The 12,408-nt window shown below is 40.6% G+C and carries 17 protein-coding genes; 9 read left to right on the top strand and 8 right to left on the bottom strand.

Features of this window, described 5'->3' with window-relative positions; translation table 11 throughout:
• Positions 1 to 56 precede the first annotated feature (56 nt).
• From EAH57_RS08785 to EAH57_RS08770, 4 genes are all read left to right on the top strand, one after another.
• Positions 57 to 302 (top strand): RNA recognition motif domain-containing protein, encoded by a 246-nt coding sequence (locus EAH57_RS08785; protein WP_121929870.1) that lies wholly within the window; start codon positions 57 to 59, stop codon positions 300 to 302.
• 6 nt (positions 303 to 308) lie between these two features.
• A complete protein-coding gene (locus tag EAH57_RS08780) occupies positions 309 to 665 on the top strand; it encodes an ASCH domain-containing protein (protein WP_121929728.1) in 357 nt (118 codons plus the stop codon).
• Between the two features lie 75 nt (positions 666 to 740).
• Positions 741 to 1,244 (top strand): DUF6586 family protein, encoded by a 504-nt coding sequence (locus EAH57_RS08775; protein WP_005194988.1) that lies wholly within the window; start codon positions 741 to 743, stop codon positions 1,242 to 1,244.
• 113 nt (positions 1,245 to 1,357) lie between these two features.
• Entirely contained in the window at positions 1,358 to 1,636 is a 279-nt protein-coding gene (locus EAH57_RS08770) for a hypothetical protein (protein WP_121929727.1), read from the top strand.
• 57 nt (positions 1,637 to 1,693) lie between these two features.
• Here the strand turns inward: EAH57_RS08770 and EAH57_RS08765 are convergent, their stop codons facing one another.
• From EAH57_RS08765 to EAH57_RS08750, 4 genes are all read right to left on the bottom strand, one after another.
• The gene (locus EAH57_RS08765) at positions 1,694 to 3,409 is read right to left on the bottom strand and encodes a cation:proton antiporter (RefSeq protein WP_121929726.1); all 1,716 of its coding nucleotides are present in this window, start codon (positions 3,407 to 3,409) and stop codon (positions 1,694 to 1,696) included.
• A gap of 241 nt (positions 3,410 to 3,650) precedes the next feature.
• A complete protein-coding gene (gene rpmG, locus EAH57_RS08760; RefSeq protein ID WP_003654787.1) occupies positions 3,651 to 3,806 on the bottom strand; it encodes a 50S ribosomal protein L33 in 156 nt (51 codons plus the stop codon).
• A 12-nt stretch (positions 3,807 to 3,818) separates the two neighbouring features.
• Positions 3,819 to 4,055 (bottom strand): 50S ribosomal protein L28, encoded by a 237-nt coding sequence (rpmB, locus tag EAH57_RS08755; RefSeq protein WP_004649871.1) that lies wholly within the window; start codon positions 4,053 to 4,055, stop codon positions 3,819 to 3,821.
• A 167-nt stretch (positions 4,056 to 4,222) separates the two neighbouring features.
• The gene (locus EAH57_RS08750; RefSeq protein WP_121929725.1) at positions 4,223 to 5,677 is read right to left on the bottom strand and encodes a coniferyl aldehyde dehydrogenase; all 1,455 of its coding nucleotides are present in this window, start codon (positions 5,675 to 5,677) and stop codon (positions 4,223 to 4,225) included.
• Between the two features lie 122 nt (positions 5,678 to 5,799).
• Between EAH57_RS08750 and EAH57_RS08745 the strand changes: the two genes are divergently transcribed.
• The 5 genes from EAH57_RS08745 to EAH57_RS08725 all read left to right on the top strand — a co-directional run bounded on the left by EAH57_RS08745 (position 5,800) and on the right by EAH57_RS08725 (position 9,517).
• Entirely contained in the window at positions 5,800 to 6,498 is a 699-nt protein-coding gene (locus tag EAH57_RS08745) for a TetR/AcrR family transcriptional regulator (RefSeq protein WP_004668564.1), read from the top strand.
• A gap of 84 nt (positions 6,499 to 6,582) precedes the next feature.
• Positions 6,583 to 7,446, top strand: a complete 864-nt coding sequence (gene purU, locus EAH57_RS08740; protein WP_004668566.1) for a formyltetrahydrofolate deformylase — start codon at positions 6,583 to 6,585, stop codon at positions 7,444 to 7,446.
• A gap of 242 nt (positions 7,447 to 7,688) precedes the next feature.
• A complete protein-coding gene (locus EAH57_RS08735) occupies positions 7,689 to 8,447 on the top strand; it encodes an energy transducer TonB (protein WP_121929724.1) in 759 nt (252 codons plus the stop codon).
• Between the two features lie 43 nt (positions 8,448 to 8,490).
• Positions 8,491 to 9,111 (top strand): MotA/TolQ/ExbB proton channel family protein, encoded by a 621-nt coding sequence (locus EAH57_RS08730; RefSeq protein ID WP_121929723.1) that lies wholly within the window; start codon positions 8,491 to 8,493, stop codon positions 9,109 to 9,111.
• Between the two features lies 1 nt (position 9,112).
• Positions 9,113 to 9,517, top strand: coding sequence for an ExbD/TolR family protein (locus EAH57_RS08725; RefSeq protein ID WP_121929722.1), 405 nt, complete (start codon positions 9,113 to 9,115; stop codon positions 9,515 to 9,517).
• 54 nt (positions 9,518 to 9,571) lie between these two features.
• Here the strand turns inward: EAH57_RS08725 and msrA are convergent, their stop codons facing one another.
• The 4 genes from msrA to EAH57_RS08705 all read right to left on the bottom strand — a co-directional run bounded on the left by msrA (position 9,572) and on the right by EAH57_RS08705 (position 12,391).
• Positions 9,572 to 10,096 (bottom strand): peptide-methionine (S)-S-oxide reductase MsrA, encoded by a 525-nt coding sequence (gene msrA, locus EAH57_RS08720; protein WP_121929721.1) that lies wholly within the window; start codon positions 10,094 to 10,096, stop codon positions 9,572 to 9,574.
• Between the two features lie 106 nt (positions 10,097 to 10,202).
• Positions 10,203 to 10,679: an META domain-containing protein gene (locus EAH57_RS08715; RefSeq protein WP_121929720.1), complete on the bottom strand. Its 477-nt coding sequence runs from the start codon at positions 10,677 to 10,679 to the stop codon at positions 10,203 to 10,205.
• Positions 10,680 to 10,805: 126 nt separating this feature from the next.
• On the bottom strand, positions 10,806 to 11,861 hold the full coding sequence (locus EAH57_RS08710; protein WP_121929719.1) for a DUF4105 domain-containing protein: 1,056 nt from the start codon (positions 11,859 to 11,861) through the stop codon (positions 10,806 to 10,808).
• A gap of 20 nt (positions 11,862 to 11,881) precedes the next feature.
• A complete protein-coding gene (locus EAH57_RS08705; RefSeq protein ID WP_121929718.1) occupies positions 11,882 to 12,391 on the bottom strand; it encodes a dihydrofolate reductase in 510 nt (169 codons plus the stop codon).
• Between the last annotated feature and the right edge of the window lie 17 nt (positions 12,392 to 12,408).

Genomic DNA, 12,408 nt, shown 5'->3' with positions numbered 1-12,408 from the left:
ATATTCAATTATTTTGATTCATTTCTTTAAAAATGAATCATTTTTTAGGTTTTAGCATGAAAATTTTAGTTCGTAATTTAGATCGTTCCGTGACTGATGCAGAAGTCCTTGAGTTATTCAAGCAATATGGCAAAGTCGAATCTTGTGTCGTGGTGAAGGATGAAGCAACAGGAAAATCTAAAGGTTTTGGCTTTGTAGAAATGACCAATCCAAGAGAGGGCATCAAAGCGATTAAAGGCTTAAATACTTTACGTGTCAAAGGTGTTGGCATCCGAGTGAAAGCTGCGGACGATAAAGCTTAATTCTCAATGTTTAAGCAATATGCAGCTTTATCTATTGTTGCACCGAACGGTGAGCGCATCGCACAAGGTCTTAAAACTTTAGAGATTCGCTCATGGTTACCTGAGGAATTGCCGCTCAGAAATCTCGTTATCGTAGAAAACCAAAACTACCTGTTGAAAGATGGCGATGAGGAAATGGGCAGAGCGGTTGCTTTGGTTGACATTGAATCTGTGCATGCTTGGCAACAACATGAAGTTGAAGCAGCACAGGCATCTCGTTGGGCAGAAGGGTATTATGCTTGGGTGATCAGCAATATTCGTCCTTTTGTTAAACCTATAGCATGTATCGCAAAGCGTAGAATTTATCTTGTCGAATTGATGTGATGATCACTATTTGTTTAATCGTCAATTCGCTTTACAATTGCTCATGATTTAAATGAAATAAAATAGGGATTTAAGATGTCTCGTGTTGCTCGCTACCATGCCGATCGTACCAATCAAAAACTTTATTTTGCTCGACTTGCATGTCAACAAGCAGAGCAAACTGAACACATTCAACAGGCACAGGCTTATCGTGAAGCTGCGGTATTTCATTTGCATGGGGCGATTTTAGCGTTCTTGCAAGAATTGGTGCGCTATTATCGTCTCAATGATTTACAACCAACGTTTAAATCCATTGAAGCGCATATGGCGGATAAAGGTCAGGTCTCTCCAGAAATTTCAGTCTTACAACATTTGGCAAAAGATGGTTTTGTGGCTGAATTAAAACGTGCTTATCGGATGTGCCAATATGCGCCAGAGCCGACTTCGCCAGAGCCTGAGAATGAAACCTCATCCAATTTGATCATCAAAGTCACCCAAAGCCCACAAGCATGGTTGCCTGATGCCAAAATTTTGCGTGAATGGCATCGCGAGTTAAGTCACTTAATTGATGGTTTTCGTAACGAAATGGTTGAGTTCTAAGTTAAAGCAGTGAGATACTTGAAATTCATGCAAACAGCACTTATATAAATAAGACGTGAGATCGCAAAGTACACACGTGCTTTGCCACCATGATTGAAGCATGGAGAATGTATATGTCAATGCAACAGTTAAAAGAATTATTTGGTAACCAAGAAGCGGTGCTAGAATTGGTTCAACTCGAAGGTGGTGAGCTCGCGTTACGTAATGCTGGTTCTGAACAAGAGCCTTTAGTAAAGATTCAATTTAGTGACGAAGTGAAAGAAATTCTTGGCGATCAAACACCAGCAGTCGCGCAACATATGATTCAAGCGGCTTTATTTGGTTTGCTAGAAAAGCAAATGAACCAGTGGCAAGCGGAAGTTGTGGATGAGCAGCCACCTCATTTAAGCTAATATTTATAAGCAAAAAAGCGTACTTGAGAGTACGCTTTTTTATTGGGCTTAAAGAACTTAATATCCAGTGGATTGATGCGCTATTTCGATCCGATTTAAGATGTGATGACTCATATTCTTCGCCATCTCCTCTTTCGCATAGAAGACTTCACCGATATTTTCCTCTCGAATCACTGCTGCTTCTTCCTTGCTTTCAGCACAAATCAAGACTTGGATTTCAGGATTTAGCTGTTTGGAAATGTCGACGATCCGATGAATATCCAAAATATCCATTGGTGAGATAACCAATAAACGCGCATGTTGAATATGTGCCTGAATCAAAACATTTGGTTCGGTTGCTTCACCGCTGACCGCTGCGATGCCTTGAGTACGTAATCGTTCCACGATTTCACGATTTTCTTCGGCGATCACCACTTTGATATTTTGTTGTATTAGATTGTCACTAATGCGACGACCGACTCCACCATAACCAATAATCACCACCTGATCGCGTAAATAGTCTTGATCGACCTCATCAGGTAGCATCGCCAGTGGATCGCTACTGCGCTCTAATAAACGTGCTAGATGCGAACGTTGACGAATCCATTGTTGGGTTGGTTCGATGGCGGAGAAAATAAACGAGTTTAATGTGATTGAAAATAATGCACCTGCCAGAATCAGATTTTGAGCCTCTAAGGTCAGTAAACCGAGGGCGACCCCCATCGTGGCTAAAATAAATGAGAACTCGCCAATCTGAGCGAGACTTGCACCGACAGTTAAAGCGGTATTGATTGGGTAACGGAAGAACAAAACCAAGGCAATCGCTGCCAATGTTTTACCTACCATAATAATCGCAACCACAGCCAGAATATGTAATGGTTCTTCTAGCAGAATGCTTGGATCAAATAGCATCCCGACTGATACGAAGAATAAAATCGCAAAGATCTCACGTAAGGGGAGGGTTTCTTCTTCGGCTCGATGGCTAAAGTCAGACTCTTTCACTACCATGCCTGCGAAGAATGCACCGAGGGCCATCGAAACGCCAAAAACGGCATAAGACCCATAGGCAATCGATACTGCGGCTGCTACAACAGTTAAGGTAAATAATTCGCGTGAACCTAGACGAGCGACAAACTGTATAATCATGGGAACAAGACGTTTGCCCACGATTAACATAAAGGCGATAAAACCAACGACTTTTAATAAAGTAATGCCGATGGTCATCCAAATGCTTTGTGATGTATCCGTACCATGTAAAGCTTGTCCACCCAGTAGAACGGCGATAGCGGGTAAAAGCACCAATGCCAACACCATGACCAGATCTTCAACCAAGAGCCAGCCAACAGCGATTTTACCGTTGACTGATTCGAGTAAGCCTCGATCGCCGAGTGCTTTGAGCAGTACCACAGTACTAGCACAAGATAAGCTTAAACCAAAGACGAGGGCCGAACCAAAGCTCCATCCCCAAAACATGGAAACACCCACACCGAGTAAGGTTGCGACGCTGATTTGCAGAATTGCACCAGGTATGGCAATACGGCGGACTTGAAGTAAGTCTTTGATGGAAAAATGCATGCCCACGCCAAACATGAGAAACATGACACCAAGTTCAGCCAACTGATTGGCAAGTTTGATATCACCCACAAAACCTGGGGTGTTCGGGCTAATAATAATGCCCGCAATAAGATAACCAATTAAAGGAGGTAAGCGTAAACGTGCTGCGATATAGCCAAAAATAAGCGCAAAACCAAAACCAACAGCAAGTAATATAATTAAACCAACATCATGTGGCATTAGAACTCCTTAATCGTTGCGGTTAAGGTATAAATAAATCAGCATAAAACATGCCAACAAGAAATCGAATAAATTGTAACAAGTAAAATAGAAATTGTTGATGACAATTTTTTTAATTATCAAAAAAAATCATGTAAATCTCTATTATGTTGCTATAAGCGCATTGTCTTGTAGGGGCTGCTACTTTTTTAGAGCAAAAAAAACGACCTCAAAAGAAGTCGTTTTTTTAAAGAAACCAAAATTATTTAATTTTAGCTTCTTTGAAGATTACGTGTTGACGGATTTTTGGATCAAATTTCTTGATTTCCATTTTTTCCGGCATTGTACGTTTGTTCTTAGTCGTGGTATAGAAATAACCAGTACCAGCGGTAGAAACGAGACGGATTTTATCACGCATTGTTCAGACTCCTTAGATCTTTTGACCTTGAGCACGGAGATCAGCAACAACTTTCTCAATACCCAATTTATCAATAATACGCATACCTTTAGTGGTTAAACGAAGACGTACAAAACGCTTTTCGCTTTCTAACCAGAAACGGTGGTGGTGCAGGTTCGGCTCGAACCGGCGTTTGGTTTTGTTGTTTGCGTGCGATACGTTGTTACCAACGATAGGACGCTTGCCGGTAACTTGGCAAACCTTAGACATGGTGAACTCCATTGCTAGTTTTATAGCACTGTTTCGTGCAACTAGCCATTCAAGTAAACGGATGAAATCATTCAAGGGGCGTTTTATACCAAAAATACGATTAAAAGACAAGCGAAATTGGTAAAAACAAGGCATGAACTTGTTTGATAGGTCATGCCTTGATCAGCCTAGCGAAATAGTGTTTTCAAAAGCAGTTTGTGCGCCGCTTTATTATATGGCGGCAGAATGAATTTTAAACTATAAAGTTTAGGGCTTACAGGATTAGACATCATCGAGCGTTCATGTGAGAAACTAAAGAAACCTTCCTTACCATGATATTTGCCCATACCTGATGCACCGACACCACCAAATGGCAGGTCGTCTTGAGCGACATGAGTTAAGACTTGGTTAATACCAAAATGTCCTGAATGAGTACGTCCAGCAACATATTCTGCACGTGTACTATCCACATCAAAGTAATAGAAAGCCAATGGACGAGGACGACTATTAATGAATTGAAGTGCATCTTCGATGTGTTCATATTCTAAAATAGGAAGAATTGGACCAAAGATCTCATTCTTCATGATTTCCATGTCAGTGCTGACACCAGTCAATAAGGTCGGTGCTATTTTACGAACTTCAGTTAAAGATTCGTTCTTGCTGTTTAACTCAACAATGTTAGCACCTTGCTTTTGTGCATCCTCAAGATAACCTTGTAGACGGTTATATTGTTTGTCATTGACAATCGAGGTGTAGTCATTGTTGTCAGCCAAAGTTGGATACATGCTATTCACAAAGTCTTGATAATGCTTCGTGAATTCAGCCGTCTTGCCTTTAGGTAGGAACATATAGTCTGGCGCAACACAGGTTTGACCCGCATTCCAAAGCTTTCCAACAGCAACGCGTTGAGCGACATCACGAATATTCATGGATGAGTGAACGAGTGCTGGAGACTTACCTCCCAGTTCCAAAATAACAGGCACAAGATTCTGAGCGGCAGCAGCCATGACTGTTTTACCAACAGAAGTCGAGCCTGTAAAAATCAGTTTGTCGAACGCAAGGTGACTAAATGCATCGGAAATAGGGCCGCCACCATTTACAACAGCAACCAATTCTTGAGGGAAGGCTTCTGAAAGCGCATTTTCTAAAGCATAACCAAAGTTTGACGATGCACTAGAAATTTTAATCATGGCATGATTACCCGCAGCCAATGCACAAATCAGTGGGCCAACGGAGAGCAATAGAGGATAGTTCCATGGTGCAATAACACCAATGACACCTAAGGGTTGATATTGTACCCAGCCTTTAGCAGGTTGGTGTAACATGCTGATATGTCGTTTAGATGGTTTCATCCATTCGGTCAAGTTCTTGCTATAGTATTTAATATGTTCTAAGCAAGTAAGAACTTCACCAATTTTGGTTTCCATAATGGCACGATTGCCATAATCTTGACTAATTGCATTCGCAAATTCATCTTGGTACTTTACCAAGATGTTTTTAAGTCGAGCTAAGCGCTCAATACGTTCTTTTGCGCTTGGGACAGGATGACGTTGGTAAGCAACTCTTTGCTGTTCAAGCAAATCATGTAGCCGTTTTACATCAACATGAGGTGTCATTGCGGTTGTTTTTGTTTGACTGTTCATAGGAGTAGACCAAAAGAAAACTTATTTACTTTTTCATTTTTAGAGTAAATACTCTAAAGTGTCAAGTCGCCTTGTGGGTTTGTTTTATAACTCATTGATAATCTTATAGATGGTTAAAAACGATGTCGAATGCTAAACCGAACAAAACTAAAGACAAAATTTTGCAGATCAGTTTGCAACTGTTTAATGAGCGTGGCGAGCGTTCCGTCACGACCAATCACATCGCGGCTGAGCTCGGTATTAGTCCAGGTAATTTGTATTATCACTTTCGTAATAAGCAAGAAATCATTAAAGAACTTGCGCTGCAATATCAGGCTGAGACCTTAGGTATGTTGGCGTTACCTGATGATCGCCAACTCAATGCCAATGACAAGATTAGTTATTTTCAAGTGTTAAGCAATCAACTTTGGGCTTATCGTTTTATTCATCGTGATGTTTATCATCTCGTTGAAAATAATGATGATTTTAGAAAGATTTATCCGCGTTTTGCGGGGCAGGTCATGCAACAAGGGCAAAGAATCTATCGTGCATTCGTTGATGCTGGGTTGATGAAAATGACTGATTCTGAAATCGAAGCGTTGATTATCAACTTATGGATCGTACTAACCAACTGGACCAATTTCCTCTATATGTCAGGTCATATTAGTGACAACAACCACTTAGAAGAAAAGTGGGTATGGCAAGCATTGCGACAAATGTTGTTTTTAGAAGGACCTTATTTAATGGGTGAAAGTCGTCAGACTTATGAGCTGTTACTTCAATCGCTTGGTCCTTCTGATCTTTTTGCAAGCTTGTCAATGCTTAAAAATGATGGCGGGTAGGCGACAGCTATTTAGTCCGTGACAAAAAAGCGTTAGAATGCTCGGCTTGATTTTAATTTGATTTGAATAAGTGATATTAACCACATGAACACGACTACTGCCCATACAGCACGACTACTGATTACTTGTGAAGACAAGCCGGGCATCGTGCAAGCTGTATCGAGCTTTTTGTATCATCAGGGAGCAAACATTACCGCACTTGATCAGTACGCAACAGAAGCTCAAGGCGGACGTTATTTTATGCGTGTTGAGTTTGAGTTAGATCATTTGCAGTCTCGCAAAGAAGCATTGATGCAAACCTTTGCGGCTAATGTTGCTGAACGTTATGGTATGCAATGGAAACTCGCATTTGTAAATGAGCTGAAAAAAGTCGGGATTTTAGTCTCTAAAGTTGACCACGCTTTGTTAGAGCTGTTATGGCGTCATGCGCGTGGCTCATTGGAATGTGAAATTACCCATGTGATTTCAAATCATGAAGATTTGCGTGAAGCTGTGGAGAATTTTGGTATTCCATTTACCGTGATAAAAGTGACTAAAGACAATAAAGCAGAAGCTTATGCGCAAATTAATGAGATGATGCAAGGCAATGATTTACTTGTTTTAGCACGTTATATGCAAATTTTGAGTGAAGACTTCGTCGCGAAATGGGAAATGAAGATCATCAACATTCATCATTCATTCTTACCTGCTTTTGTTGGCGCGAACCCATATAAGCAAGCCTACGAAAAGGGTGTAAAATTGATTGGTGCAACAGCGCATTATGTCACTGCAGACTTGGACCAAGGGCCAATTATTGAGCAGGATGTTGAGCGTGTAAGTCATGATTATAACGTTGAACAATTACGTGAACTAGGTGAAGACGTTGAGCGTAACGTGTTGGCACGTGCAGTCAAATGGCATTTAGAAGACCGTATTATTGTCGATGGTAATAAGACCGTCGTTTTCTAATAGACCTAAGTCCCTATGTCATGAAAAGGAACATGCCGGTCGGCATGTTTTTTTACCATACGGTATTGTTATGTTATAATATTGCGTCTTAAGTGGGTTGAGTTATTAATTTGAGTCATATTCACAAAAAAATAGTTGCAAATGAAAACACTTCTCATTTATTATTGCAGCACTTTAATTGTTCTATCCGATGAGTGTAATCGTTTTTTTACGAACACCATCTATTAGGTACTTTGATTTTTATGAGTCCATCTCCTGCAACATTCAACACATCAAGCCCGATGAAAAAGAAAATCATCACTGCCTTAGTTGCAGTTGTGATTGGACATGTGGGAGTTCTGTGGGCGGTTAGCCACATCAAAACGGTTGAGTTGAAACCAATCGAAAAAGAGCCGCTTAAGGTTAAATTCGTTAAAATTAAAGAACCGCCAAAAGCTGAACTTCCTAAACCTAAAGAGACACCAAAGCCCGAACCTAAAAAAGAAGTGAAAGAGGTTAAAATAGTTGAAAAACCATTGCCTCCACCACCGAAGAAAATTGAAAAAGTGCAGCAAGTAAAAGCTGAAGCACCTAAGCAAGTGATTCAAAAAACCGAACCAAAAGTTGAAACCAAGATTGAAACGACAGTTGTAAGTACAACTGTAACGGAAAAGGTGGTTGAAAAACCAAAACCTGTTCAAGAAGCCGCTAAACCTCAACCTGCTGCTGATCCATCACCAAAAAGTGTATCAATTGGTGGTGCTGGTATCCAATGGAGTCGTACACCGAAGCCAACAGCGACTGCAAAAGACATGGGAAACCAGCCACGGTCTGCCGTGCTTGCGATTGAAGCAGATGAGAAAGGTAAGATTACAAGTGTTCGTATTGTACGTAGTACCGGTTTACCTGCATTAGATGAAAAGCTGGTAAGGCAGGTTCGAAGTGGAAGATTCAAACCGTATATGGAAAATGGCGTTGCTTATCCGATTAAAGCAGAGCTACCATTAGATTTAACCCTTTAAAAGATTTAAGCCTTAACGGCTAACTTTAATTAGGAGTTCGAGTATGAACTTTTCAGTTTATTGGCAACATGCAGATGCAGTGAGTAAGACGCTGTATTTCATTCTTCTTGCAATGTCGATTGCGACGTGGACGATTTTTATTCTACGTATTTTAGGAACACGCCAATTAAAACAACAGGCTTATGCTCAGCTTGCTCAGGCTTTGTCGACGCTTAAAGCGAAGTTACAACCATTAACGTTTGAGCAGCGTAAAGCAGTTGCTGAACAAGCCCTACTTCGTCAAATCTCTGCTGAGAAATCACAAGCAGAAAAAGGCGTATCTGTACTTGGTACAATTGCTTCACTTGCACCGTTCGTTGGTTTGTTCGGTACAGTGTGGGGGATATTCCATGCACTTGTGGCGGTCGGTAAAAGCGGTCAGGCTGGTTTAGCACAAGTTGCGATTCCTGTCGGTGAAGCATTGATCATGACGGGTCTAGGTCTTGCGGTTGCGATTCCTGCGGTATTGGCTTACAACATCTGTATGCGTTTCAATCGTGGTTTGGCACATGATTTACAAGATCAGGCTCATGGCTTGTTGATTGATACCATGTTGCAGCAAGAAACCACAGCAAAGACTGAAACTAAAGCGACTCAACAAAGTTTAGTTGGAGGTCAAGCTTAAAATGGGCTTTCAATTGGGTGAAGATCACGACAGTGGCATGAATGAGATGAACCTCATTCCTCTGATCGATATTATGTTGGTATTGATGATTATCTTTTTAGTCACGGCAACGGTTGCTAGCCCATCAATTCCATTAAGCTTACCAAAGACAACTGCTGAAATTATAGATCCACCGCCAAAAGCACTTACTATTAGTATTAATGCGAAAGGTGAAGTGGCTTGGGATGCGCAAATTATTAGCTTAGATGAGTTAGATAAGCGCTTCCAAGAAGCGGGTCAAGCAGAGAATAAACCGACTGTACAATTACGCGCAGATAAAGAATCAAAATACGATACAGTTGCACAAGTGATGTCTCGTGCTAGTGAAGCAGGCTTAAGTGATATTGCTTTTGTCAGTGAAAATTAGTATTTAAGCTTATAAATAAAAAAAGCAACTCAGTGAGAGTTGCTTTTTTTATGTCTACTCAGTTTTGAGTAGATCAAGAAATTTCGCCCGCAATTTAGAAAGCTTCGGCGGAATGCTAAAGTTACAATAGCCTTGTGAAGGATTACGTGCATAAAAATTTTGGTGCTCATCTTCCGCAGGATAAAAGATCGGGGCAGGACTCAGTTCAGTGACAATATTTAAGCTTTCATCTTCCAAACTTTGAATCACTTGCTCTGCGAGTTGTTTCTGCTCATCATTAAAGTAATAAATAACAGAACGGTATTGTGTACCGATATCATTGCCTTGACGGTTTAATGTCGTTGGATCGTGCGTGGTAAAGAATACATTTAAAAGTTGAACATAGCTGATCTGCTGTTCATCAAAATCAATGAGTACGACTTCAGCATGTTGTGTCGTGCCTTGGCAGACTTGCTCATAACTTGGGTGTTGAACAATTCCACCAGCATAACCGCTGACCACTTTTTCAACACCTTTGAGTTGTAGAAATACAGCTTCTACACACCAAAAACATCCACCACCAAACAGTGCTTGTTGCATAAAATTCCCCAATTTTTATTTTTAAGAATGTGTCTAAAGTAAACCAAGTGCTTAAAAAGTAAAAGCCCGTGTTTGAAACGAACTTTTACTTTTTCATGATAAAGCATTAAGGCAATGGTTGAGTCACTGTCACGAAACTGACGAGGACTTTACCCGCGCTATCTGACAATTGAAGTTCATTTCCATTAAGCCTATAGCTTGCTGTATGGGTTAAAGCATCAACATATTGACGAGAAAGGGTCGCATTGTCGTTGCCGATGCATGCCATCTTAGTCGATGCAATTGGACCAAGTTGTAACTGTTTAGCACTACTTTCAAAGCTACCAAAAATCTTGTTACAGCCGTCAGCACCAGAGAAACGCTTGGTGTTGGCATCAAATTGGATAGCTGGTTTTTGATGAGAAGGACCATCAATTTTGATGTCGACACTATTGATCTGTGTCGCGACCCAAGTGTGGTTATATAAGCCGACACTTTCTTTTTGAGATGCATTGGATGAGGTATGCAGCGATTCAGTGGCTGCACAACCAGACATGACAACCGCAACCGCCAAAGTACTAGAAGTTAACAATGTTTTTAACATAAAAATTTAAATCCAAGTCGTTGTGTTTATATGGTCATTATTTAAATCAATATTGATGTAGAAGCATGGTATGTAGCGTATTCTTTTGTAAATATTAATTTATTTCTAATATAACTAGTATGAGGTTTATTCAGTTTTAGGTAGGCTGGCACGAATAGCTGTCGAAAAAAACTCGCTACTTTGATTGGGTTGTTTAGCGTATTGTTCTGAACGAGGGTTGATATGAGCCAGTTGATACCACTCTTTCATACTGTAGTTTTGATTAAGTGCTTTCAGATCATGTAAATAATTTGGTAAATAGCCCGAAGCCAAAAGGCGGTAATCTTTCGGCAACCTGTGTGGGTTGATGGCTTGTGCCATGTCAAAAATGAGGGTGGTACAGTTACTGGTCAGGGTATTGTACCATTTTGCTTCAGCACGCAATTCATCTGCTTTATTTAGATATTCAATAAATAAGGCCTTGCGTTCATCGGCAGGCATTTTGATGGGGAATAGATAGACTTGTTCGTTACGAATATTACTTCGTGTATACACAATATCTTTTTCATCAGAGGCTATCAGGCTCAGCTCATATTTACGAAAGAAACCACCAATTGCTGAAAATGATTCGCCCTTTTCCTTACGGATTTCAATCGAAAAGACCAAGGGTTTTTGATCTGAGAAATCGAAACTTACTAGCGTATGGGCGATCTGTGGTCCCATCCAATATGATGCAATGACATTAATGCCTGTAATTTTACTCAGGTCAACAGTGCGGTTTTCCCAACGAACATCATAACTACCGTCGGCATGCCAGTTAAAATTGCGAACATGATGTAATGTAACAATATCGCCATGCTTCTCATAATTGAGTTGTTCTGCAACCTCAGGATCCCATTCACGATCTTGTCTTGCATCTAATGAGAAATACCAAAGCAGTGAACAAGCAAATGCACAACAATAAAGAATAATGTCAGTGCGCCGACTAAAAATATGACCACTGATATAAAAGCCAATTAAGCTGAGTGCAAATAAGACCCAAAGCAGTATGATCAGACGACTAAAAACACTGCCAAGGGGTTGTTGAATCCATAAAGCAAGACACAACCATGCACTTGAAAGGATCACGAATAGGGTAAAAGTACTGTGTAAGAGTCCTATCCCTAGCGCAATGAAAAACTCACGTGATCCAATGTCATGCATAACAATTCGCGATCCATTTTTTATTTTTGATAAGTTGCAAACTCAAATGCTACATTTGATTTTTCATCAGTATGTTGTTCTGAGTTTACTTTATGGAAGTCCTCAGAGATTTTTGGATAATGAGCATCGCCTTGTACATCTAAATCCACATGAGTGAGTTCCAGACGATCGGCAATCGCAAGTGTTTGGTTAAAAATCTCTCCACCCCCAATAATAAATAAGGATGCTTTTTCAGAGTGTTGTACGTCTGTAAGTGCAGCATTTAATGCATCTTCGATACTATGCGCAACCTTAACCCCATCAAACTGCCAAGATGGGTCACGTGTAATCACCCAGTTCACGCGATTTGGCAGCGCTCGTCCCATGGATTCAAGGGTCTTACGACCCATGATCACTACGCCGCCTTGGGTGATGGCTTTAAAATGTTTAAGATCGGCAGAAATATGCCACGGTAGTGCATTGCCTTTACCTATACAGTTTTTTTGGTCCATTGCCACAACGTGTACAACTTCAGTTCCTTGCCATGCCATCTGGTAATCTCTCTAAA

The sequence above is a fragment of the Acinetobacter sp. 2JN-4 genome (assembly GCF_003687745.1).
Classification (GTDB): domain Bacteria; phylum Pseudomonadota; class Gammaproteobacteria; order Pseudomonadales; family Moraxellaceae; genus Acinetobacter; species Acinetobacter halotolerans.
Note: the sequence above shows the minus strand (reverse complement) of the source record. Positions and strands in the feature narration are given on the sequence as shown.